This is a genomic window from Bacillus sp. AR13-1 (assembly GCF_008042285.1).
GTDB lineage: Bacteria > Bacillota > Bacilli > Bacillales > Bacillaceae_G > Bacillus_A > Bacillus_A mycoides.
The window spans coordinates 75421-100620 of record NZ_QNUA01000026.1 but is presented as its reverse complement, the minus strand read 5'-3'; the positions used below and the strand labels follow the sequence as shown (position 1 = coordinate 100620).

Sequence of the window (25200 nt, the reverse complement as noted above, 5' to 3'; positions counted from 1 at the left end):
ATGTATAATTGCATATAATATAGATATATCAAGTGATATATGTTATTTTGTTAAATTTTATGTAATAGCCCCTAATATCACCATTAATAAATACTTAACATGAAGATATTAATCTATAAACTTATCCATCGTTATTACTATAGGTTTTAAAATTTTAAAAAGCCGCAAAGCTTTCTCGAAAAGAACCTTTGCAGCCTTCTGTTTTTTGTTTCCTTAGAAAAATGATGGTTAGTGTACTCTTTAAAATTAACAACATGGTATAAATCTTTCCATTGTCCTTTAGCTTGGCTATATGTTTCATGGACTCTTCAAGATCTATTTGAATACATATTCCTTTTCTAGATCAATCACATACCCTTTCTAGAGTAAAAGAAACAGTATGCTCAAGTTTTAGAGTTACTTGGGCATATATTAAAGTTTTTGCACAAGAAACTGATACTAAGCTTATATTACGGTATATTTTTCACGATACTGTCTAGGGGTCATGTTAGTTGATTTTTTGAAAACCCTTGTAAAATAACTTTGGTCGTTAAAATTAAGCCAAGCACAAATATCTGATAATGGATATGTAGTGAGTGTTAATAATTTTTTTGCTTCTTCCACTCGTTCCCTTTGAATAAATTCACTTAAAGGAATTCCCACTTCTTTTTTAAATAATTTAGATAAATAAGTAGGCGTAATATCCAAATGATTAGCGAGTTCATTGAGAGATATTCCATCGTAAACATTTTTACTAATATGGTTCATACATGTAGTAACCGCATTTGAAAATTTTTGCGCATTGAATTCTTTCACCCGATCTGCAAAAGTACGTAAAGCATCTCCCGACAATCGCCTTACAGAGTCCACGTTATCTAGTTGTTCCATGGTTTGGATATACAAAATACTAAGAGCAAAAGCAATGTCTGGTGGGAGATTACCTTCTATCGCATATCGAGTAGCTAAAGTAATCGCAATAATCCCATGGTTTTTTTGGTTTCTGAGTGGATCCGCTGTTAAAATTAATTCAGTATCTTCCTGCGAAACTGCATACATATATTGCAATAACTTCTTTTTATCTCCTTCTTTGATTGCTGAAAAATAATTATGTACTAATGCCATGTTGTGAGTTTTAGGTTTATTTTGTTGGCGTTTTAAAATATATAGATCAGGTTTCACAATTTTATAGGGAACTTCCTCTAGCACTTTATTTTTTTCTAAAACAATATCTACATCTAACTTTTCATTGAAAATCATGTAATGTAATAAAACTCCCATATCAATTAAAGTAGTTTTTTTAATCTCAGGTAGGCACTGATAATAGGCTAGTCTTTCTTGAATATTATTATTTAAGTTAAATTCTTTCCGAAGTTTAAAGGTTATATCATCTGAGCCCTTTGGATGTATAGTGGGACCGATTATAATAGTCCCTTTTATGTAATCATGATTTGCTATATGAATTAGGACGAAATTTTCAAGATAACTGTTACATCTGAAAAGTGGCAAGTTATTGGGATCATTTTCTTGATAAATGTCACTAAGATGTTCTTCTTTAGAAGAATAAAAAGGACTACAAATATCATCAGAAGTAGAATGATATAAGATTTTTTTGTCTGTGGATAAAATGTGAACAGGTACATTAAAGACTTTATGTGCGAGATCACACAAGTGTTGTATATCGATAGAATTATTCATTACCTTCTCCTCTTAATTAGATTAAATGATAAATTTTTACATCGTTACTGTATAAATTCCTAAATTTTTTTCCGTCAGGTATAACTCACGACAAAATATTACTATAAAATATCAAAATAGTACAATTCACGACAAAATATTACTATATTTTTTTTATGAAAATCATATATTATTTATTTGTAATTAGCATCTACATATCGGAGAAGTTAGGAAAAGTGTGAAAGAAATAGATTCTTTTCTTATAAGTTTTTAAACGACAATGAAATGAGCGGGGGTCGTTTCTTAATTCTCCAAGATCTAATCATAGAACTTGAGAAAACAGTGAAGAACCTACAAAATACAGAAACAAGGGATGATTGGAGTATACAACTCTAGTAAGTAATAGCTTCTTGCTAATCCTGCGAAAAATCTAGCCTTTGCGGATACATTGCCAGACGAACTAGAATATGCCCCAGGTACATTACAAATAGTAGGCTAAACAGTGACAGATACATTCGATACAGACAAAAGTAAATTTAATGTAGGAAAAGAAAACGAAGAATTTTGGGATGTGACACATACAGAGTGGCATACAATGGTACTCCATGCGAGGGACAAGCTGGAAAAAAGATTAAAAATACAGTGAAAGTCCAAGGAGATACTGTATCACCGTAAGAACTAACAGCCAAAAATTCAATCACTTGGACAAACTGAGATTAAAAAAGTGGATGCTGCAAATTCGAATATAAAACTGATAAACTGCTGTATTCCAAATTTTTGACAAAGATAATAAAGAAGTCGAAAATTTAACAGCAGATGAAAATGATAAAGCTATTTCTGAACCACTATGCTTCGGAAAATTCACGTTGGAAGAAATTCAAGCACCAAATAGGTCTACGTTATTTAAAGATCTAATTGAGGGAAAGGTCTTATCATCAGTACAAAAATAAAAATAGAAAACACAAAAAGCGAATGGAATATTAAAAATACTGACGATATAGGTCCAACTATTTTTATCTAATTGGCACTATATTACTGGTCGCAACATTAGTTTTAGTTTCCGCAAAAGCGGAAGAAATAAATAGATTCCAAAATTATTAGGAATAGCAGCGGTGACACAACATATAAATAATTTTTTTATATGTTGTTAATCTTTGTAGTATCAGTCTTTATGCTACCTAGCTTTATTACTCCATCACATAAACATATTATTTATTTTCTAAGTACAATGGCTATTAATTAACAAAAACAACACCTCTAATTAAGAGGTGCAGTAACATAAATCCAAAGTAATAGTAGACATTAGACACTTATTTCACTGTAAATTGACCTCAAAATAATAGTTACTGCAATATCAGGATTTGTTTATTCTATAACAAAAGAAATGTCACTTAAGCATTCTTTGTATGCTACTTTTAATTAATATATATGACACCCTTAATTTCCCACTCTATTTTTAGTTAAGAATCAAAATACTGAAGCCAATGAAATTGTATTACATTGGCTTCAGTATTTCAGATTTAAAATTACGAATAAAAACAAAATATTGTTTAAACACCCTGTTTTTAATCGTGTGGAATTTAATCCTTATCGATACGTATGACATTCACATGACCACTAAAAACCCTTAAAAAGCAATCTGAGAGTCCGTTTTTCTGATTCACAATCATTTTTTTAAAATTTATGTAAAAAATCAATATTTAGTAAATCTTATTATCCGAGACACAATTATTGCCGTAATCAAGATAATAAGGGCGGTTATCAATCCAGATTCTCCAATCCAAATCTCAGTTTGATATCCTGTACTTGCACGTGCGAAAGGTCCTTGAATAATGGCATTCCAAGTAGTATGGATGATAACCGAAGGCCAAATGCTACCTGTGATAAGTCGTAAATAAGCTGTAATATAACTGAATGGTACAATACAAAAATAGATGCCAAGTACTGAAAGAAAGACAGATGGTCCCTCTACATATAGACCAGCAATAACAATTGGAACATGCCACGTTGCCCAAATCAATCCACTAATAAGGATGGGCCTTGAAAACTCTGCATCGACTAGCCTTGTGAGCATATAACCTCGCCAGCCCATTTCTTCTCCTAAAACTGGGATTAAGTTAAGCAAACTTCCTAAAATGCCGCTCAATATTACTAGATAAATGAAACTGAATGGTGCCGATAGATACTGAAGTCCAAGTATATTGTAGATTGGTTCTAACATACCACCTTCGGGATGCTGAAACTTCGCAATTCCGCTCAACCAGGCGATAGAATAAGTAATTCCACAAATAATCATAGGTATTAGCAGAGCAAGACCAATTCCCTTCCATATCTTTAAGTTACCGAGACTAAAAGATACATCTTTAAACCCTTCTTTCAGTATTATGCGAGTCAAAATAGAAGAAAATGCTGGGGTAAACATATATACCACAATAAGCGGTATACTTTTAGTAATCATTACTACTAAATTTAGAATAATAGAAGTAATGAACAAGATAGTTAAAAAGAGTCGAAGTCCTCTTTTTGCACGTTGGACTTTATCTTTATTGCGGCATGATTCTGCATGTAATATCATTGTAATCCGCCCTTCCCCTTTTATTAATTTGTTTATCGAACCGACTTCCTGTCATTTCAACAAATTCAACTTAGAATGAAAATATTTTGGCATATAGATTAATCCATCTTTAAAACCCCTCTCAAATTTATAATCTAGTCTTACTTGCGACTCATCAATGTAATTATTATTTATAAGTTGTCATAGCCGATAGTACAAAAGTGTAATGATTAGCCAATGACCTGTGTCAATTAACCTTATGACAATATGTAACTAGAAAATATGATATGGGATAGATAACAATTGAATTAAGGCAATTGATTCGTGCAAGTACATGAATCAATCTCGCTTTTAAAAACAATTCAATTGAGGTGGAAAAAAATGAATAAGAAAAGAATAATTGCAATGGTTAGTACAGCTTTATTAGTCACAGGATGTGGAGAAGTAGGAAACGCTCAAACAGTAGCAGTCGAAAATTCAGGTCAATCAATCCAAAAAAATATAGTTAAATCAATACAATCACAGGCTTACCCATTAAAAACGATAGAACCGTCAAAATCATTTGAGGATTTAAAACCACTTAAGAAAATGATTGGGAGTGCACAATATGTAGGATTAGGAGAGAATACTCATGGAAGCTCTGAAATTTTCACCATGAAATTTCGCCTTGTGAAATATTTGGTTACTGAGATGGGTTTTACGAATTTTGGAATGGAAGAAGATTGGGGAAACGGCTTAAAACTAAATGAATATATCCAAACAGGAAAAGGAAACCCTAGGGAATTTTTAAACTTGTTATATCCTACTGATGAAATTATTGCCATGATTGAATGGATGAAGGATTATAATGCTAATCCTTCCAATAAAAAAAAGATCCAATTTATTGGACTAGACTTAAAGACGCTGGACCAAAGTGTCTTTAATAAAGTAATTGATTACGTAAAGCTGCATCGACCAGATTTGCTGGCAGAAGTAGAAGAAAATTATAAAGAACTGTCATCTTTCACTGGAAGTGTACAGGAATACATGACGCTTGCTCCTGAAATGAAAAAAAAGTTCAAGGCAAACGCTGAGAAAGTAGCCCAATTACTTAAAGATGATAATGGGCAGGCAAACACAGAAATAGTTTCATCCGAGTATATCTGGGTAAAAGCAACAGCGAATGCAATAGAGAAATTCACCACAATGCTGCTTCCTAATGACTATCCAAGTATGATAAAGCTACATGAGCAATACATGGCCGATCAAGCAATGTGGGCACAAGAGACATTGGGTGGTAAAACTATGGTATGGGGACACAATATTCATATAGCTAAAGGAATTATCGATGAGAAATTATATCCTTATGCTGCGGGGCAGTTTTTGAAGGAACGTTTAGAGAATAATTATGTCACAATTGGTAGTACAACTATGGAGGGGACATTCACATTATACAGCGAATATAATCCTTCCACCGGAGGTAAGATTGCAACGGATACTATTCCACAAGATGTAAATAGTTTCAATTATACCCTTGGAAAAGTCCCGTATCAAATGTTTTTGTTAGATAACCGTCACCTTAAAGGGCAAGCAGATAAATGGGTTAGAGAAAAAAGGCCATTACTGAGTATTGGGGGACAACTCCTCCCGAACGGTTCGTTATACTTTGATACTTCATTGCGTGAGCAATTTGATATTATTTTTCACATTCGAAAAACAAGTCCATCTCATATTAAATAAAAGTACAAAACAATCCCGTTCTTGCATCTGCAAGAACGGGATTGTTTTATGGAGATTAATATAAGCATCTTTTTTAACCAGAAGTAGGTTACTCTCCCCTTTTTAGCATCATTTAAAAATGTCATATGACATTTTTACACTGGTGAATTTGACAAAAAAAGCAGTATGATGCGGTTATTACACAGAGAGGAGCGATGAACTTTATGAAATCAAGATTCATCCAGAATGGTTATTTTTTATTGCTAACTTTCGTTACAGGATTGTTTTATTTTTGTTTTTACCTAATAGCTTTGCTATTCAGTTTCACCCTTTCATTTACGGTAGTTGGGATTCCATTAGTTATACGAGTACTACAGACTACCACACCTTTTATCCAATTCGAGCGTATACAGACGAAAATTTATACCGATATTTCGATTGACTCTTACGATAGAAGTATAACAACGGATACATCAAACTGGGCTCAGGTGAAATTAGGACTTACGGATCGTCGCACCTGGTCTGCTGTATTTTGGTTAATGCAGAAATTTGTGATTGGCATTTTCAGTCTCATTAGTGTAATCATTTTTTATATAATGCCACTTATGTTCCTGTTGGCACCACTACTGTATCGATACATCGATATGAATATTATTTTCATACAGATAGATACTTTTTCCAAGTCACTCTTTGTCATGTCTATGGGTATAGTGTCTATCGCCATAAGTATTCGAATAGTAGATGGTTTGACAAAGAAATTTGGTGGTTATACACGTAGTATGATTCGGCAACTAAATCGATAGAAGTTTGCAGTCTGTGAGAGGATCGCAGTGTAAAATTAAAAAGTATAACAATGCATAAAGGATTAATTTATAATATAAGAAGTAAAAAGGTAGGCTACTTAGGGGGTAAATAACTTGTTAGATATGGTTAAGTATTGGTTTTGGTATGATTGGATTATGTTAGGGGTCCGTCTAATTGCTAGTGTGTCTATCATCCTAGCTACATTAAATTTTCAGGATGGTTTAACATTGCCACTTTGGATTATTATTCTTTGGGAGGTTGTTGCCTTCTCTATTCCATGGGTAGCCTTACTGTTCAATTATAAATATTACTTGTTCACAGAAATACTGCTATATGGTGGACTGTCTATATATTTAACCTCTTTATTTCCGGAAGCTTACAACACATTTCTTATATCGGTATTTCTTATCGCTGCGAATAGTAAGCATTCGTCCTATTATTGGACAGCTCCAACAACAGTTTTTATAACAACTGGAATTTTTTATGCAGTTGCGCCAAGTAATAACTATTGGATTATGGTCACCTACTACGGACTCTCTTATGTAATGGGGTTTGCTTTTCATTTATTAATCGTCAATCATAAACAAAATGAAGCGATTCGTAAACAAAACGCGGTACTTGAGCAATATATGTCTCAAATCGAACGCATTACACTGGCAGAGGAACGAAACAGGCTGTCGAGCGAGCTTCATGATACAGTTGGTCACGCTTATACTTCTATTATTATGGGGATGGAAACGATGCGCACCGAGCTTGCTACCGAAATGGGTATTCAGAGGCTAGATTCTCTGCTTGAAATGGGACGTAAAAGCATCGAGGACGTGAGAGGTTATCTACATCAAATGGAGTCTCCGTGTCAATCGCCTTCCTTGATTCAATCTCTACAAAATCTTGGAGCCGAATTTCAGGAGCACGCTCGGGTGAATGTAAGCTTTCGAGCATTCGGAGAAGAATACCAACTGTCTCGGCAAGCGAAGATAGCGTTTATTCGTTGCTTACAAGAGTCCCTTACGAATGCAGTACGTCATGGTCAGGGGACTGAAATTATAGTTTCATTGCAGTTTGAACAACAATATACGAGGCTGGAAGTTCAAGATAATGGAAAGGGAAATGTAGAATGGCAGGAAGGCTTCGGTATGAATGCTATGAAAGAGCGGGCAATGAATTTACAAGGTCAATTGTCTGTATATACAAAGCCAGAGGAAGGAATGCTTGTTACATGTACCATACCGCGACAAACTGAAATAAGAGATGGACTTATTCGTTTGTTAATTGTAGACGACCAGCCATTTGTTCGGGAAAGTTTGAGGACACTACTCGATAGATATGAAGATTTAAATGTAGTCGGTTTGGCTGAGGATGGCAATCAAGCCATCGATTTGTGTGGGCGCCTTCAACCCCACGTTGTACTTATGGATTTAGATATGCAGCACATGGATGGAGTCGAAGCAACCAAAAAGATAAAGCAACAATGGCCACATATCCGCGTATTGATTTTTACAACGTTTCAGGATACGGAACAGGCGCTGGACTCGCTTCGTAACGGTGCGGATGGTTTTTTACTTAAATCTATTGAAACATTGGAGCTAGCTAATACGATCCGACTTATTCACAGAGGTGGGACACTAATTGATCAGGGAATGTCTCACAAAATATTTGAGAAGTTTGATGAGCAAATCGAGACACCAAAATCAAAAGCTACTGCTTATGAGCTAACAACCAGAGAGATAGAAATATTGCAGCTAGTAGCAAAAGGACTCCGATACACTACAATAGCTTCAAGGTTATATTTGTCGAGTGGTACAGTCAGGAACTATGCTTCCTCGGCTTACACAAAGTTAGGGGTGCGTAACAAGGAAGAAGCTGTCCAGAAGGCTCTAGAAATTGGAGTTATTGAATAAGAAAAATGTTTGTTGTTTCTTTAGAGCTAAGTAAGCTGTAGTTACAAGATGCCGTAAAGGATAAAACTACGAATTTTATTGAATATCATTTTTGATAGATAATTTTAGAAAGATAAATTCTGTTTTAATAAACTTTAAATAGCGTTACTACATTCAATATGTAATAACGCTATTGTTGTCTATATTGGAATTACACGTCTTTATTATCACTATACAGAAGACAGTTTCAAGTCTTTTCATCTGATAATTATTCCTTTCTAATTCAAAATAAATATCTCGTAATTTCTCCACCTACAGAACTATTTACATGTGAGAATCCCTCTAATCCAAATGTCTCCTAATTCACTAGCTGTCTCTATACTTATCTACCCAATAACAGGTGAAATTATAATTTTATTTCTTTACCAATAATTATCCATTTATATTTCCGCATGAATAAAACCTTATTTAATTATATAAAAAATACATAATTAAATAAGGTTTGGAGTGTTTCAAATTCACATCAACATATCCGCATCGCATCCGCATGAAGTACCCACATTATTCTCCCGTTTCATATGCTTCTCTAAATAGATTTTTGTTGTTTGGATATTTTCGTGGCCCAGCGTTTGCATTAAATGATATAGATCCGCATTTCCTTGTTCAACTGCCATGATTGCAAATGCATGACGGAATGTATGTGCCGTTACAGGATTTTCACGATACTGTAGAAAATCTAGATTTGTCTTTTTTATCATGTCTGTTACTTGATTTGATAACGTTTTTGGATTATAAAAATTCCCTCTTTGATTTACCAATAAAGGACATTCTTCTCTATTTACCTATATCTACATTTTTTATAATTTATTATGAAATATATATTGATTTAAAATATTTTGTTCAAAATGTTCAATTGGAATTTTTAGGGACTTAAAACAGTTATTTGTTCTCTTTTTTAAAATTCACATAATTTCCAAATATCTAAAGGGCATATGTTAAGGTTTGGTATATAATAAAAGCAACCCGTGGTTAGAGTGTTTGCTCCGATTCAAGTTATGAGATAGTTTGTTTCACTTTTTATTTTCAAATTCAATATTACGGGTAGTACCAGCGAAGCTGCCACTACCCGTAATAAGGTGAAAAGATCATTATCATGGCTAGTGTTGAACACCTTATTAATGTTCACATAAAAAAACGTAGAGGAATCCCCTACGTTTTTCACTCACTCCTATTTTCAATATTTTTCAATGCAAATTTCACTGGAAGTTTCTTTGATTTGATAACTACCAGATAAAAGCTTCCTTGTCTAACTAATCAGCAAAAAAACTTGTAGGAATCATTATCTAGAGTTTTATTTTTCTCTATCGATTTAACCTCTCGACAGCTTCCGCGCTTGTATCTACACGTTTAACGAAAAAAACTAATAGCAGTGCAACAACATTCATGCCAAGCGCTACATAGAATGAATATTGAATTCCCGATAATAAAGCCTTCTGAGTTAATACTGCCTTCGTAGCTTCTGTGAAGGTCGTTGGATCTACATCCGACATTAGACTTTCAGCTTTTGTTGTTGTTACAGAATTCATAATCGTAACAAGAATAGCAGTACCAATCGAACCGGACACTTGTTGAGCTGTATTATTAACAGCCGTACCGTGCGGATTTAAGCGAGTTGGCAATTGATTAAGACCATTTGTCATAAGTGGCATCATCACCATTGCCATCCCAAACATCCGCAGTGTGTAAATAAGAATAATATGTGTGTGACTAGAGTCAATTTGCAGGTTTGCCAACATATAAGTTGAAACAGCTGTAATGGAAAGTCCTACTATGCCAAGAATCCGAGGGCCATATTTATCAAATAGTTTACCTGTAATTGGTGACATAACCCCCATTATTACCGCACCTGGAAGCATCATCAGCCCAGAGTTCAGCGGCGAAATACCACGGACGTTTTGTACATAAGCTGGTGTTAAAATCATACCCGAAAACATGGCCACCGCGTTGACAATTGCAATTACAGACGCAAGTGCAAACATTGGGTACTTGTAAACACGTAAATCCAATAACGGCTCATTCATTTTTAATTGACGGATAATGAAAGTAATTAGGGCAATAGCGCCTATGATTAAGGTTGTTAAGACAACTTTATTCGTCCAACCATCGGAGCTTGCAGAACTGAATCCATATAACAAACCGCCAAAACCGACAGAAGATAATAGTAATGAGAGATAATCAAGTTTTGCATTTTTGTTTTGTTTCATGACATTCTCAGATTTCCAAATCCCTAACAGTAAACTAATGATTGCTAACGGTAAAATCATTTCAAAAAGCAAACGCCAGTCATAATACTCTACAATATAACCTGATAGTGTCGGTCCAATTGCTGGAGCTGTAATCATAACCAATCCAAAAATCCCCATTGCTGTTCCCCGTTTTTCTCTTGGGAAGCTTACTAGCATAATATTCATTAACAAAGGCCCCATGACTGAAGAACCTGCTGCTTGAACCATCCGGCCAGTAAGTAATAAACCAAAGTTCGGTGCTAAAGCCGCTAAGGCCGTACCAAGAATAAAAATCACCATAGATGTAATAAATAAGCTCCTATTGGAGAAGCGGGTTATTAAAAATGCTGATGCCGGAATTAATATACCACTTACAAGCATATACCCTGTAGAAAGCCACTGGATCGTTGAATAATCTTTAATGTCTAAATCCTTCATTATTGATGGCAAGGCTACATTTAAAAGCGAGTTGTTTAGAAATGAAACAAATGCCCCAATAAAAAGTATTACAAGCATTAAATATGGTGGTTTTCTTTTATGTAATGTTTCACTCATATATTTATTTGCCCCTTCATTATAAATTCCATTGATTAGTTTAAATCGTTTGCATATCTGCAAACGAATACATTATCCTTGCAGTATTTTGCCAAACTCTTCGAATGGATATTCTCTTTTTAGCAATTCTATTTGCTCAACATAACATTTTAAAATCTTTTTTATTGATTAAACCTTTATAAACATTTAAATAAGATTTTGAATGAATATTTAAACACGTTTTTTAACCGAAATTAAATTAGGCTGAAATAAACAAAAGGAGCAACTGAAAATACCCTTCTAAAATAAAGTGAAACTTTACTCAGTGGGACTTTTACAGGCAGTCCCCCCCTCAAACTTCTTTGCTTTCGCTGACAAGACCAGACACCCATTCTTTTAAATACGGGCTTGTAAATCTAGTTATGTAACCATCCATAAAAAGGAATATTACATAGGCTAAGTCTAACATTACATTTTTAAAGTGAGGGGAATAAGCTTATGCACCAATATTGGTATTTGAATTCAAAGGGAAACGGTGGGCAATATAATAACCAAATTTCAATGTCATCATTATATTCACAGCCCCAAATAACTAAAGCTGAGGAAATGAATGGTCTGAAGATTCCTGAGAATTGGAGTTGTCGAGTCTATCCATTTGGTTGGGATTCACCAACCAATTATACGGGTTTCAATCCCCAACCCCCTCCCTTCCCTTGGGGTCAGCCAATCCATTATGCAGGGATGATGCCCCAAGGACATCCTGCTAATTGGATTCCATTACCAGGCCATGCAGGTTTTAATTTTCAAAAACATCCCTTCCCCTGGGCCCAACCATTCAATCATACAGGGATGTTCGCACAAGGTCATCTTGCCGCTTTACTATCGCCGCCAGCCAAGCCTTTTAATTTTAATACCAATAACTGGGGTGTTTTTGGAAACCCTCCAGGGTGGGGAGGACAGGTAAGTCCCATGGGATGGGGGAATAATGGAGGTAACGGTCAGGCAGGAATGCTTGGAAACTTACTTACAGTAGGAAAAGGCACCATGAATGGAATAGGAATGCTTAGTAGTCTAATCGGTATGGGGAAGTTCTTCTTTTAGTTAATTAGAACGGGAGGATAGGTCCATAGCCCAGACTTAAAAATCATTTCCTTTTCCATTGATTTAATCTTCTCAAACATGCCCCCTCAATGTATTTATTGTATGCTTCCAATACTCCCTCCAAGTGTCTTTCAAATTATAAAAACATCTGTTACCTTGTATCTGATAAGGGATAGTTGAAGGTGATTGCATCTGTTAGCTTAATAGAGATGTGGTCGCACCAACAAAACGCGAATTTCGTACGCTAAGATTCTTTCAACATAAAGATTGTTGATAACTTGTACGTGTCAGTAATACCATCTAGCTGTAGAGTGCCGAAAAAAAGTGAAGCAAACAAAATATTAATCTCTTTCTCCCTATTTTAGAAAGAGTTGGAGTAGATTACGTAGTTCCTTTCGCGTACTTCATATTAACTTCCGCTGTTATAGCAATTATATTAGCAGTTTGTGTTTTACTCTATTTAATACAGCAATTATTTTATTTTCCCTTTGGTTCGGTTACCATTTCACTTAAAATACAAATATAATCCGTAACCTAAAAAAATTATTAATATTATAGAAATACTGAGTATTGTGTATATGACCCCTCTTAATGTTGTACTCATATAATCACCCCTCTCACGCTTCAACAATTCCATTATATAACAAATAATTCGTTGGAAGTTTAAAACATGTTTTAAACTAAATTAAGCGAAGTAAGGGATGCCATTTGACTTCCCTTACTTCGCCTTTAAAGAATAATTAGTGAGTAGCTTACACATCAAGCTTATTAAGTAACCTTTCACTATTTTTACACAATTGTAATTATAGTGTTTTTTGACATTTGATCATTATAAATTTAAATGGAGGCTTACTTTCCATATTTTTATGCGGCTCCACAATTTCCGTAGTTTCTATCAGTCCATATTTTCCAAAGTCTTGTTTTACCGAGTCAACATCATAAAAATACATTTTTACCCCTTCCATTATTTCAAAGTAGTCTTTACCCAGTTGTTTCCCCTTCCCAAACATTGGGGCATCTTTAGAAATAGTAATAAAAATCATATATCCGTTTGGTTTTAACTGACTATAACAATCTTTAATAAACTTCTCTCTCTCATCCTTATTCAACAAATGAATAAGTGCATAAGAAAATATGCCATCATACAGTTTGTTATCAAAAGGCATATCCGTAACTGAACCATGGAATAAATTAGCATTAATTTCATTTTCCCTCGCCAATTCGATCGCTGTTTTTGAAATTTCAATACCTGTTACATGTATTCCGTTATCAATAAAAACCTTTGCATTTCTTCCATATCCAATACCAGGAATCAATATATCCTTCACTTTCTTTTCAAGGAAAAAATCCTTCGTCAAAATTGCGGAATCTGCAGCTTCAAATCCCCACATCATTTGATTTTCTATAAAACTTGCTTCCCAAAACTCTGTCATACATCAATCTCCTTTATATATCGTTGTTTACCGTTGAATGTTGAAAAATCATCGCATATTCACGAAATTGTATCAAATTTCAACATTAATTCAAAACAAAAAGCATTGGATACCCAATGCTTTTTACACTTACGCAAACAGAGACGTATTCGCATATAAAGCTGGTGAGCCACCTGAATGTACGAATAAAATGTTGTCCTCTTTATTAAATTTGCCTTTTCTAATTAAATCAATTAATCCTGCTACTGCTTTACCTGTATAAACTGGATCAAGTAAAATACCTTCTGTTTTCGCAAGTAATTGAACTGCTTCTACCATTTCTGGCGTCGGTAACGCGTATCCTGGTCCTACATATTCATCAAAGCATGTAACTGCCTCGCGTGAAATAGAGTTTGGGATACCAACGTGAGCTGAAGTTTCATCTACAAGTTTTGCTACTTTCTCTTCTTGCTCCGCTTTTCCTCTACTTACGTTAATTCCGATTACAGGAATTTTACTTTGTGTTCCGGAAAAACCAGTAATTAAACCAGCATGCATACCAGCGCTACCACTTACACAAACAACTGAACTGAAATCAATTCCTTGCTCAAATGACTGAGCCATAATTTCTTGCGCACAAGCAATATATCCCATTGCGCCAGTAGGGTTCGATCCACCAACTGGAATGACATATGGTGTATTTCCTTTTTTACTGACTTCTTTCGCTACTTTATGCATCTCTTCCATAAGGTCTGTTCCGTTTGGTACAACAATTACGTTTTCAGCACCTAATAAATGATATAAGAAATAGTTTCCATTAAAGTCTGGCTTTTCTTCTGGCTCAAGCCCTTCCTCTAACACAAGAATACATTTCATTTTTTCTTTTACCGCAGCTGCAAGTGTTAGACGGCAATGGTTTGACTGAATACCACCAGCTGTAATTAACGTATCTGCACCCTTTTCCTGTGCATCCGCAACTAGAAACTCTAACTTTCTCGTCTTATTACCGCCAGCTGTTAAACCAAGTAAATCATCTCGTTTAAAATAAATAGTCGGCCCACCAAGTACTTCAGAAAAATTGTTTAACTTTTCAATTGGTGTATATGATTCTGTATATTTTTTTCTCGGGAATTTAGCTAAATTCATCAATAACGCTCCTTTTATACTCTTTCACAGTAAATGTAACCATACTATTATTACATGGAAAAATGATGAAGTCACCTTTCTGGATTAAAAATGTATTAGAATTCGGTAAATGCAATTTATATCAATGATTTTTAACTCCAGTACGGTAAATGAAATTATATGAACGGTTTTCTTAATATATCGATTCAACGACAAAAATATACAAATAGAGGCCCGTTTCTCATCAATCAAAAAAGAACCCACACATTTAAATGTGGGCTCTCTCCAATCACTTATTTGCCGAAAAACGAAGAAGTTGCGTTAATCCTGCTTCTAAATTCATTTCTCCTTTATGGCGTACATATACAATCTTGTCCCCATCAAATTTTGGCGGGTTTGCTGTATAATACGTATGCCACTCATTCGTTCCTTCTACAGAGTACTCCATATATTCAGTAGCACCAACGATTACATTTTTATTATCATCTGCTGTTACATCTGGTGCCATTTGTGCAATTTTTGCGTCACTAATTAATAAGTTCTTTATGCCCTTATCCCGTTTATAATCGTAAGCCGTTACGACAACATCGTTACCGTATGCTTTCACTTGCAATCCTTGTTTGAAAGAAGATCCATCCGGAGCAGTCTTCTCTCCGCCATTTGGTCCAGCTGACATCCAGCCTGTTTCAATTCCGCCCGTATTTACAACCGTAAATCCTTTTTCATCTCCGCCTGTAATTTTCTTTTTACCAGCCCAGTCTGGCAAGTTTAAATCCCAATGCGTATGACTCGTAAAGAAAACAACTTGCGGGTAGTCTTTTAATATATCGTACAATTTATCCACGTTTAAATAGTCTTTTAAATATGGTGATTGTCTTGATCCGGATACAGAATCAGGTAAAACGTGATGAGAGAAAATGAAAATTGGCTTATTTTTATCTTTTTGACTATACTCTTCTAAATTTTGTTTTAGCCATCCTAATTGCTCATCACTCATATATACTTCATCCCACATTTTCGAATCGTGGTATTTCATATATTTTTCAGTTCCTAAAAATAAAAGCGGATAACCGTCTAATTCTTTTTTATGATATACCTTATCTTGTCCGCTAAATTTTAAATATCGATTAAACAATGTTTCTTCCGTTACACCATTTGGCCATGTATTTTGAGAGAGTTTCCCATCAGCTGTCCATTTACCAGCGTAAAATTCATGATTCCCAACAGTTGACCATACATTTTCCGGATGCTTATTCTTGTTTAACACACGCTTCACATCATCATATTGTGACTGCTGCCCAGTTTGCGTTATATCCCCATTCATAATAAGCGCTCTGGAAAGTGGTGTCACTTTGTTCATATCTTTTAATACGTGATCAAAGTCCCCTAAATCTCCTTGAATGTCACTAATAACGTTAAAAGTTGTAGCTGATTTTCGAACTTGCTCTTTCCCTTCCGCATGCATCGAAAGTGTCGGTAATAAAGCTGCCATAACAGCCAATGAAGCAACTGCCTTTTTCATACAATTTCTCCCCCTAATAATAGAATGTATAAACTGACATGTTTTGCGTTCTCTTAGTTGCTTGTCCAATTCATATTATAAAGAGGGATTGTAAAGATTGATGGAGTAAAAATTTAAGTGTTTTTTAAGAGATTTTGTCTTTTTTTCGCACTCCACAATTACCGAATCGCGCCAATCTTGCTCTCTATTCACTAACATTAAATAAATGTAAATTTATACTATAAATCTCTTAGTTAGGTACGTTGTGTTTTAATCTAAATTATATAACCGCAACACAATACTCTATCTTTTTAAGTTCTCTTCATTTAATCCGAATAACTCTGGTAAAGTAAAACGTCCATCTTTTCTGTATATTTTTCACAAAAAAATAACGTTTTCCCCCCTTTATAGATACAATCTCATTTATTTTTCTTGGTGCTCCGCATCCCATTCACTTAAATAAGATGCATATTCTAATTCATCCGGATTATCATGTAACATAGAAATAAACTCTAATTTATTCCCATCACAATCCAGAAAGTATACACTTGCAGCTGGCATCCACCTTTGGACAATTGGCTCTTGATTTCCTTTCCCTTGGCTCCCCACCACTTCTATTCCACGATTCTCTAACCACAATTTAGAAGTCTTTAGAAATTCTAAATCTACACCAAAAGCAAAGTGTTTTATCTCAAAATCTTCAATATTATGTACTTCCCATAGTCCAAGCATTTGCTTTTTACTTTCTCCTACCCAAAAGAAAGCCACTTTTCTTTTCGATAGTTTTCTTGCTAACGCTAACCCTAACTTATTTTGATAGAAATCTATCGCCTTTTCTAAATCTCTTACATGTAAATGTGTTTCATATATGTTCTGTATCATTCTGCTTATTCCTTTCTTTATTAGTTAAGTAGTTACTGTAATTCTAAATCTGAAGTATGTATAATCATTGTAATTTATCTCCATATCCAATATACCTATTTACTATTCTATCGAAATTGAAATATGATAAATCCAACTGAAGTAGTAAATTCAAATAAAAATTCTACTACTTTTGCAGGAGAAATTTCCAATACATTCAGATGAAATCATACTAAAATAATAAAAAAGCGCTATTCTTTTAGTAAGAATAGCGCTTTTCACTCTTGAATTCAGTTAATATTTTCCAGTAAATAGATATGTGTAATTACCCCATCGCTATCAAGCTAAGTTCATACACCGTCAATTATAGTAGAGGTTGTTTCTTTTTCTAAAGCCTATATGTAAGGAATTTAACCCTCCCCTAGAAATCAAAGAATTCCTAAGGGGATACCTACGTAATATAACATATTTACAATTACGTTGCGTTTGGGTTTAAAATGCGTATCTTTTTCATTTACATTACAACCGCCATGTTTAAGTTTATAAAAGTTATGCTTTTTAAATAAAAGTAATTACTTGTTTTATAAACTCGTAACCAAAATAACCACTAAATCCGAATAGTACTATTGCGGTAAATATAGATACCCATTTAATAAAGGTTGGATTTAGAAACCGTCTAGTAAAATGAACAAAGCTTAATAAGACCATATCATGCATAAAGATACCTAATAAAATACCTACAGCTATTAATATAAATGTTGATGTACTTGCATTACCTAATGAAGAAACTAGAACCGGCCCAAAGACCCCTATCCAAAAGACAATATTAGCCGGTGATATAGCAATCATAAAACCAGATAAATAAGCTGTTAATAAAGATTTATTAGGATTTTCTCCCTCTATGTTAACTTCTGACTTTGCTTCTTTAATACTTTCTATTCCAATAAACATTAAAAACCCAAAACCTAGTAACCACATAACTGCTTCTACCCACGGATTGGTTAATACACTAGAGAACCCTAGATAAATCAGAACTATTAAAGATAAATCTACAGTCATTCCTCCTATACCTACAAACCAACCATGTACGAAACCATTTCTCATTCCTTGTTTAGTCATTTGGACAGTCATAGCACCTGCAGGTATTGATAAAGATAAACCTAACAATATATATGTAAAGAGTGTTACAATCATAAAAATTCTCCTATTTTAATCAATTATTATTCTTTTTATTAAATTATGCATGAAAAGGGCACTTACCTTTGATCGATTCATTACCATCTGTTATTACATATTATTTCCATTCTCTTTTATCTGGAGCAATCACCCAATTAGATGACCACTCTTTTGGGCCATGTTCGTTAAGATATTTTAAAATACTCCAAGTATCCCTTTGTTGAAGAGCAATGCCTAAAACCCCATAAGATCCTTTACATGTTTAACGTTCTTTTTAGATGTTAGTTTTTCAAGTAATAAAAATGCAACATCAAAAGCTGTACCTGGATTTGAAGATGTAATAATGTTTCCATCTTGAACGATTAAATCATTTTGTACTATTGCACCGAAATTCTTTAACTGCTCTTTTCGTTTACTCGTTGGATGACTGTATGTGGTGGCTTTTTTATCTGTAAGAATCCCGCTTTTTCCAAGCGCTAATGATGCGACACATATACTGGCAATAGGCTTCTGCTTGGCATAAAAATGTTGAATAACATGTAAGAATTCTCTACTATATGCATCCCGATAAAAACCAGCTTCTTCAAAACCTCCTGGAATAGCTAATGCATCAAACTCATCTAATTGAATATCATCAACCGTTTTTTCGGGTATGACAGTAAAATTCCAAGTACAGGTTAATTTATTCCGAAGGCCAACTGTTACGACCTCAGTTGATCCATCTCCCTCCCATTTATTCCAACCTAGTACATCTGTAAATACACTAGCTTCTACTGCTTCAAATCCATCAGCTAATAATAATAAAACCTTTTTCATATCGTAAATCGCCTCCTGTTATCCTTATTTTATACAAATATATAAGGCTGATAAATGAGTTTAATAAGGATATTCGATTGTTTGGCTTTATTATATAAGGAATTTAGGTTATCCTATTTTATAAAAAAAGGTTGGATAATTTATGGATCAAATTGATAAAAAAATCGTGGGATTATTACAGTCAAATGCAAAAATTTCAATGAAGGATCTAGCAGAAGCCGTTCACTTATCTGCTCCGTCAGTAACTGAGCGAGTACGGAAGTTAGAGGAGCAAAAAATTATTGAAGGTTACCATGCACATGTTTCTCTAAAAAAAATAAACCGTCCAATTTCTGCACTTATATTGTTTAAATCAAAGGATTGTAAATCATTAGCTAACTTTTGCTATAATCATCCAGATGTACTTGAGTGTTACAGAGTAGCAGGGGAAATTAGCTATATTGTCAAATTAGCAACGTATTCTGTAGAAAGTTTAGAACAATTTATTGATGATACAATGCAATATGGTACACCATCAACGAATATCGTGTTATCTTCTTATGAAAAAAAAATAATTGCTCCCTTTATTAGTGAAGAATAAAAATACTGGCACAATCAATTAACTATTACTTACTCAATAATCCTTAATCCTTTAAAAATAGCCCTGATTTTTTGACTGTATAAAAATCAGGGTCTCTAATCATTTTTATCGTTTTTGGGTAACCCATTTTTATTAGCTGGGTAACGATGTGCACTTCCCCCTATATAAACATTTAAATTATTCTTCACAATCCCTCTACTTCCAATAGCAACATGCTTATTACTTCCCATCACTACACCTCATTTCCTTTTTTACAAAAAAAAGACACAGAGATCCCTCCCCATGCCTACTAATTCTCTACTTCTTCACCGCATGTACATAATGCACCGTCTCAAAAGCTTCTAAATAATCGTTTCGTCCCTCAAAATATAATTTATTAATATCCTCTGGTGATAAGTGCTCATAAATGAGTAAGCCCACCTTCTCTAACAGTGCTTCCATTTCGGTATAAGAAAAACACGATTTCATCGGCTCTCCGCCTATCTCAGCCATCTTTATCATATTTTCAACTCGATTGGATAATCCTTTTTCCGTAAATAAGTTTTCATCGGGATAATCGAAAACGATAGAACTTCCTGCTGGAACTATCTCGAATAAATATTCTATTAAACTGGAAAGTTCCTCTTTCGTTAAATAATACGTAACACCTAAAAGGCTAAAGAAAGTTTTTGTATTTTCAAATCCTTCATTACGTAACTTTTCATAAGGAAATTCTTTTGTAAAATCTATCGAAACAAAATGAAGATTACTTGGAATTTCAAGCCCTGCTTCTTTCACTCTTTCCACCTTAAAACGCTGCGTAGAAGGATGATCCACTTCAAATATTTCTATTTTATTCTCTAACTCTCTATGTCTAAAACTAAATGTGTCTAAGCCCGCACCGAGTATGACGTATTGCTTTGCACCTAATGCAATTTCATGTAATAGCACTCTTTCACAATATGCCGCGCGTGCCAAAGGTGTTGGTGATAATTGAACTTGTGTAATCCATTTTAAAATTCCTTTCGGATTGTCTTGAAACTGCTGTGCAATGTCTTTATTGAAAAAATGTATTCCTTGAACCATGTTCGTTTCAATATCATTACGTTCTTTTTGTGAAATAAGATCTCTAGCTACATAATCATCAAAGATTTTAGAACTATCAAATTCACTATGATACGCCCTTCCGAAAGCTGATACTAACGACGTTACACTTGCTTCACCTTGTTTCATGCACATACACTCCTTCATTTTCACAACAAAAATAGGGTTCCCCTGGCCAGGAGAACCCTATTATACACTTTATTTTTATATTGGTAAATTATAGCATAAATAAGTTTTTTTGTCAAGTTTTCAACCCATTACCGCTCCAACAATTTATGTATTCCTTGGCAGGAAGATTTCGATCCACATCGAATATTCCAGATTATAACAATACATATGGAGGCCAATATGAAACGACTAGTCATTATTACAGTAGGAAAAACGCACAGCGGAAAAACTACATTTGCAAGAGCGCTAGAAAAAGAGTTCCCCAACTCTTTCATTATGGATCCAGATAACCAAGCCGAATTTATTAACACGCATTATGAAAAATTACAGCCAACTGAAGGCCCTAATACATTTAAGCACGTTCTTTCGAAATTCATTGTTGATTATGCAAAAGAACATACGATTTTACACCTTATTATTTGCAACTCAAATAGAACCCGAAACGGACGAATGTATTTGCTGAATGAGCTGTTTAAGGAAGAGGAATATGTACGCATATTAGTTCATTTTGACATCCCAGATGATGTTCTTTATGAAAGAGTGACTCGTAGCAAGCGAAGTACAAATATATTTAGAGGTAACTATTCTAGTTTCAAAGAGGTACTCAATCGCCAACAGGCCGAATCACTGCATGAAGATGTGGTAGATCCTGTAGAAAATGAGGCTGATTATTTGTTTGTTATTCGCGATAGTAAAGATGTAAAATCTACTATAGAAGAAATTGTTCATCTTGCTGAAGATTTGTCCCCTATCCCAAAATAAGAGACTATAAGAATCACATAATCATAGATTATTATGCAAATACTTCCTCTAAGCGCCGAACATGGTATATAATGATAAAATAATCTACTTCTATATGCTCAATTTTACACAATAGAGTTCACTCATAGGAAAGAGGTACAAAAATATGAAAACAAAACAAACAATCGCTGCTTCTACACTAGCTTTAGCAATGATTGCGGGATCTACCCCTACTCATGCAGAAGTAAATGAAGCTACTCCCCAGCAAAGTACTGGAGATCGATTAGCTGAAATTAAGCAACATAAACAAGAGTTAGATGCGAAATTGCAGCAGCACAAAGAAAATGTGGATCAAACATTAAATGAACTTAACCAAGTTAAGGAAAATGTTGATACAAAGGTAAATGAACTACATGAACGTAAACAAGTTGCTGATGAAAAAATTGGCGAGATTAAACAACATAAACAAGAGTTAGATGCAAAACTTCAGCAAGACAAACAAATCGCCGAAGATAAAATCGCTGAAATTAAAGAGCATAAAAAGCAAGTAGATGAAAAAGTTGCTGAAATTAAAGAGCATAAGCAAACTGTTGATGAAAAGGTTAATGAGATTAAAGAACATAAACAAACTGTCGATGAAAAAGTGAATGAAATTAAGCAACATAAAGAGAACATCGATCAGAAGGTTAATGAACTTAAGGAAGTAAAAAAACAGGTAGATGACAAATTAGCTGAGTTAAAGAAAGCGAAACAAACTGCTGAGGACAAACTTGCTGAGCTAAAAGAAAATAAGCCGAATACTGGGAACACGTTAGAGGAGCTTAAGAAAATTAAAGGCAATTTAGATAGTCTTTCCGCTAACTTAGAACTAGCTAAACAAGATGTAAAAAACAAACTAGCTGAATTACAAGAAGCTAGACAAGATTTACTAAATAAAATAAACGAAATGAAACAAGCGAAACAAACTGTTTCAGATGATTTAACAAAGAAAAAACAAGACTTAGATATTAAAATAAACGATTTTAAACATACTGAGAAAAAAATTGATGACAAATTAGCTGAGTTACATACAACAAAGCAAAATGTAGATAACAAAATTAATGAAGTATCACAATCGAAACAAACGCAAACAGACAATAACAATACTACTGTTCCAGCGAAAAACAGTGCTAGAGAACTTCCTAACGCTGGTAGTGAGCAATCAAGTAACGTGCCTTTAGGAATGTTATCTGTCTTAGGTGGACTTTTATTAGTAACACGAAATAAAATTAAAACGTTATTCTCAAAATAAAGCCATTATATCTATTTTAAAATAATCATACAAAGGCCAACTGCACATATATGTACGGTTGGCCTTTTTTCTTTATATTAACTGTCCATCTCTAAGTGTCAATATACGATCACATACATCAAGCATTCTTTCATCATGCGTAATCATAATTGCTGCTTTTTGACTCTCTTTCACTTCACGTTTCATCATTTCCACAACTTCACGTGCACGTTTTGAGTCTAAGCTTGCAGTTGGTTCATCCGCTAATATTAAATCTGGGTTGTTCATGAAAGCACGAGTGATTGCTACCCTTTGTTTTTCCCCGCCCGATAGTTGATTTGGATAATGAGTTTTTCTTTCAGATAATCCAAATGCTGCTAGCAAGTGATCCGCACGCTTTTCCGATTCTTGTTTGCTGTCTTTTTTTAACTTTGCAATATAAAGCAATTGTTCTTTAACATTTAAATATGGAACAAGATTTGCGAACTGGAAAATGAAGCCGATTTTTTTTAAACGAATGTCTGTCATTTCCTTTTCTGATAACTTCGTAATATTTTGCTCACGAATGTAAATATCCCCTTTTGACGGTGATAATAAAGCACCTGCGATTGATAATAACGTACTTTTCCCTGATCCAGAAGGACCGACGATTCCGATAAATTCTCCAGCTTTCACATCAAGCGACATCGGATGAAGGGCTGTTACTTCCGTATTCCCTTCTCCGTACACTTTACTTACTTTGTCTAATTTCAATAATGAAGTCATTACATCCCGCCTCCAATTGCTTCTAATGCATCAACTTTTAATACTTGGTATAACGAAATAAGTGTTCCTAAAATACTAATGACGATAAAGATTGCTGCATATTGTGCAATCATTGGTGTTGTTAATAAGAACGGCATACCCGCTGGTAAAATTTGTTCTAATCCTTGTACAAGAACAATACTGATTACCATCGCAACGACTGATAAGAATAACGCCTGCACGACTAAGCTATTTGCTAAATAAGAATTTTTCGTACCGATTGCTTTTAGTACACCTAATTGCTGTGTTTTTTGCAGTGTAATTACGTAGAAGAATACACCGATTAGTAACGCAGCGATAACAAGTAAGAACGCAATGATCATCGTTAATGTTCCTTGCTCTTCTTTAAATCCTGGAATACTTTGTAGCACTTCTTTTTTGTCGATAACATGTGCATTTTTAATTTCTTTATCTGTATTAAGCGCAATTGCACTATAATCTTTTTGGTTTGGTTGTGAAATAGCGCCCCATACGTCTTCATTTACATAAACGACTGGTGTATGGCTAAACATTTGATCTTTCGTAAATCCAACGATTTTAAATTCTTTCTTTGAAACAGGATCAATAATTGTATCCCCAATATCGATTCCTTTTTCTTTAATTGATTCATCAGCAACCATTTCGTTATTTGCTGTACCTAATTTCTCACCTTTTACAATTTTCGGTTCTAAAAATGAATCACGTTCACTTGAGAAAATAGCGACATCAACTTTTTTCGAACTATCTTTCTTTTCATACGTTGAAACTTTCACACGAAACGGCACTGCCTCTTTCTCGCCTACTTGACTTACTACGTTATCTACATCGTCTTTCTTAATTTGTGAACGAAGTAATTTATTTTCCGCATCATCTGCTAAAACGAACTTATTTGCCTCCATATTTTGAATCGATGAAGCATTATCGTATGATAATCCATTTGCTAATCCTGAAATGACAAGGACTAAAAATGATAATAACACCATAATAAGTCCGATTAATCCATATCTTAATTTTGATTGTTTTAATTCACGCAGAGCTAAAAACATTTCGCTCGCTCCTTCCTCTTTCTTTCTATGCACTTATCATAAAAAAGAAATATGAACGGAATATGAACAGAAGATTACAGAATGAAAATTAAATTTTCAGAAAGTATTGAAAACAATTAAAATCCTTGA

Annotated in this window: 22 protein-coding genes and 1 pseudogene; 9 read left to right on the top strand and 14 right to left on the bottom strand. The window is 34.2% G+C overall.

Annotated elements, in window-relative coordinates:
• Positions 1 to 444: 444 nt before the first annotated feature.
• Entirely contained in the window at positions 445 to 1674 is a 1230-nt protein-coding gene (locus tag DN408_RS20180) for a helix-turn-helix domain-containing protein (RefSeq protein WP_002017151.1), read from the bottom strand.
• 481 nt (positions 1675 to 2155) lie between these two features.
• Between DN408_RS20180 and DN408_RS31525 the strand changes: the two genes are divergently transcribed.
• Positions 2156 to 2299 carry a hypothetical protein gene (locus DN408_RS31525; RefSeq protein WP_000132592.1) on the top strand — a complete coding sequence of 48 codons (144 nt, stop codon included), beginning with the start codon at positions 2156 to 2158 and terminating at the stop codon, positions 2297 to 2299.
• 127 nt (positions 2300 to 2426) lie between these two features.
• Positions 2427 to 2603, top strand: a complete 177-nt coding sequence (locus DN408_RS32545; RefSeq protein ID WP_157835323.1) for a SpaA isopeptide-forming pilin-related protein — start codon at positions 2427 to 2429, stop codon at positions 2601 to 2603.
• A 743-nt stretch (positions 2604 to 3346) separates the two neighbouring features.
• Here the strand turns inward: DN408_RS32545 and DN408_RS20165 are convergent.
• Positions 3347 to 4228, bottom strand: a complete 882-nt coding sequence (locus DN408_RS20165; protein ID WP_147740322.1) for a CPBP family intramembrane glutamic endopeptidase — start codon at positions 4226 to 4228, stop codon at positions 3347 to 3349.
• Positions 4229 to 4588: 360 nt separating this feature from the next.
• Between DN408_RS20165 and DN408_RS20160 the strand changes: the two genes are divergently transcribed.
• The 3 genes from DN408_RS20160 to DN408_RS20150 all read left to right on the top strand — a co-directional run bounded on the left by DN408_RS20160 (position 4589) and on the right by DN408_RS20150 (position 8610).
• Positions 4589 to 5926, top strand: coding sequence for an erythromycin esterase family protein (locus DN408_RS20160; RefSeq protein ID WP_078179038.1), 1338 nt, complete (start codon positions 4589 to 4591; stop codon positions 5924 to 5926).
• A gap of 203 nt (positions 5927 to 6129) precedes the next feature.
• Positions 6130 to 6708 carry a sensor domain-containing protein gene (locus DN408_RS20155; RefSeq protein ID WP_016127249.1) on the top strand — a complete coding sequence of 193 codons (579 nt, stop codon included), beginning with the start codon at positions 6130 to 6132 and terminating at the stop codon, positions 6706 to 6708.
• 114 nt (positions 6709 to 6822) lie between these two features.
• Positions 6823 to 8610 carry a helix-turn-helix transcriptional regulator gene (locus DN408_RS20150; RefSeq protein ID WP_078179037.1) on the top strand — a complete coding sequence of 596 codons (1788 nt, stop codon included), beginning with the start codon at positions 6823 to 6825 and terminating at the stop codon, positions 8608 to 8610.
• A 497-nt stretch (positions 8611 to 9107) separates the two neighbouring features.
• Here DN408_RS20150 and DN408_RS20145 read toward each other — a convergent pair.
• Positions 9108 to 9422 (bottom strand): annotated as a pseudogene (locus DN408_RS20145) (tyrosine-type recombinase/integrase); the annotation flags it as partial.
• 528 nt (positions 9423 to 9950) lie between these two features.
• On the bottom strand, positions 9951 to 11429 hold the full coding sequence (locus DN408_RS20140) for a DHA2 family efflux MFS transporter permease subunit (RefSeq protein WP_078179035.1): 1479 nt from the start codon (positions 11427 to 11429) through the stop codon (positions 9951 to 9953).
• A 477-nt stretch (positions 11430 to 11906) separates the two neighbouring features.
• Here DN408_RS20140 and DN408_RS20135 point away from each other — a divergent pair, with 477 nt between their 5' ends.
• Positions 11907 to 12509 (top strand): hypothetical protein, encoded by a 603-nt coding sequence (locus DN408_RS20135; RefSeq protein WP_147740321.1) that lies wholly within the window; start codon positions 11907 to 11909, stop codon positions 12507 to 12509.
• A gap of 803 nt (positions 12510 to 13312) precedes the next feature.
• Here the strand turns inward: DN408_RS20135 and DN408_RS20130 are convergent.
• The 6 genes from DN408_RS20130 to DN408_RS20105 all read right to left on the bottom strand — a co-directional run bounded on the left by DN408_RS20130 (position 13313) and on the right by DN408_RS20105 (position 19400).
• Positions 13313 to 13942 carry a class I SAM-dependent methyltransferase gene (locus DN408_RS20130; protein WP_016127255.1) on the bottom strand — a complete coding sequence of 210 codons (630 nt, stop codon included), beginning with the start codon at positions 13940 to 13942 and terminating at the stop codon, positions 13313 to 13315.
• 129 nt (positions 13943 to 14071) lie between these two features.
• Positions 14072 to 15067, bottom strand: a complete 996-nt coding sequence (gene cuyA / locus DN408_RS20125) for a D-cysteate sulfo-lyase (protein ID WP_003190388.1) — start codon at positions 15065 to 15067, stop codon at positions 14072 to 14074.
• A 268-nt stretch (positions 15068 to 15335) separates the two neighbouring features.
• On the bottom strand, positions 15336 to 16568 hold the full coding sequence (locus tag DN408_RS20120) for a DUF4073 domain-containing protein (RefSeq protein WP_016127256.1): 1233 nt from the start codon (positions 16566 to 16568) through the stop codon (positions 15336 to 15338).
• Positions 16569 to 16970: 402 nt separating this feature from the next.
• A complete protein-coding gene (locus tag DN408_RS20115) occupies positions 16971 to 17429 on the bottom strand; it encodes a VOC family protein (protein WP_000615631.1) in 459 nt (152 codons plus the stop codon).
• Positions 17430 to 17966: 537 nt separating this feature from the next.
• Complete coding sequence (locus tag DN408_RS20110) at positions 17967 to 18602, bottom strand: LysE family translocator (RefSeq protein WP_147740320.1); 636 nt, start codon at positions 18600 to 18602, stop codon at positions 17967 to 17969.
• A gap of 216 nt (positions 18603 to 18818) precedes the next feature.
• Positions 18819 to 19400, bottom strand: coding sequence for a DJ-1/PfpI family protein (locus tag DN408_RS20105; RefSeq protein WP_016127258.1), 582 nt, complete (start codon positions 19398 to 19400; stop codon positions 18819 to 18821).
• A 142-nt stretch (positions 19401 to 19542) separates the two neighbouring features.
• On the opposite strand from DN408_RS20105, the gene DN408_RS20100 reads away from it, so the two are divergent.
• Complete coding sequence (locus tag DN408_RS20100) at positions 19543 to 19980, top strand: Lrp/AsnC family transcriptional regulator (RefSeq protein ID WP_000372086.1); 438 nt, start codon at positions 19543 to 19545, stop codon at positions 19978 to 19980.
• 95 nt (positions 19981 to 20075) lie between these two features.
• On the opposite strand, the gene DN408_RS20095 is transcribed toward DN408_RS20100, so the two are convergent.
• Both DN408_RS20095 and DN408_RS20090 read right to left on the bottom strand, forming a co-directional pair.
• Positions 20076 to 20210 carry a hypothetical protein gene (locus DN408_RS20095; protein ID WP_016127259.1) on the bottom strand — a complete coding sequence of 45 codons (135 nt, stop codon included), beginning with the start codon at positions 20208 to 20210 and terminating at the stop codon, positions 20076 to 20078.
• Positions 20211 to 20277: 67 nt separating this feature from the next.
• A complete protein-coding gene (locus tag DN408_RS20090; protein ID WP_078422476.1) occupies positions 20278 to 21198 on the bottom strand; it encodes a class I SAM-dependent methyltransferase in 921 nt (306 codons plus the stop codon).
• A 213-nt stretch (positions 21199 to 21411) separates the two neighbouring features.
• Between DN408_RS20090 and DN408_RS20085 the strand changes: the two genes are divergently transcribed.
• The gene (locus DN408_RS20085) at positions 21412 to 21993 is read left to right on the top strand and encodes an AAA family ATPase (protein ID WP_078422473.1); all 582 of its coding nucleotides are present in this window, start codon (positions 21412 to 21414) and stop codon (positions 21991 to 21993) included.
• A 145-nt stretch (positions 21994 to 22138) separates the two neighbouring features.
• Positions 22139 to 23263, top strand: coding sequence for an LPXTG cell wall anchor domain-containing protein (locus DN408_RS20080; protein ID WP_078422474.1), 1125 nt, complete (start codon positions 22139 to 22141; stop codon positions 23261 to 23263).
• Between the two features lie 72 nt (positions 23264 to 23335).
• Here the strand turns inward: DN408_RS20080 and DN408_RS20075 are convergent, their stop codons facing one another.
• Both DN408_RS20075 and DN408_RS20070 read right to left on the bottom strand, forming a co-directional pair.
• Complete coding sequence (locus DN408_RS20075; protein ID WP_002128101.1) at positions 23336 to 24007, bottom strand: ABC transporter ATP-binding protein; 672 nt, start codon at positions 24005 to 24007, stop codon at positions 23336 to 23338.
• Positions 24007 to 25071, bottom strand: coding sequence for an ABC transporter permease (locus DN408_RS20070; protein WP_016120494.1), 1065 nt, complete (start codon positions 25069 to 25071; stop codon positions 24007 to 24009). The genes DN408_RS20075 and DN408_RS20070 overlap by 1 nt, the downstream gene beginning before the upstream one ends.
• Positions 25072 to 25200: the final 129 nt, after the last annotated feature.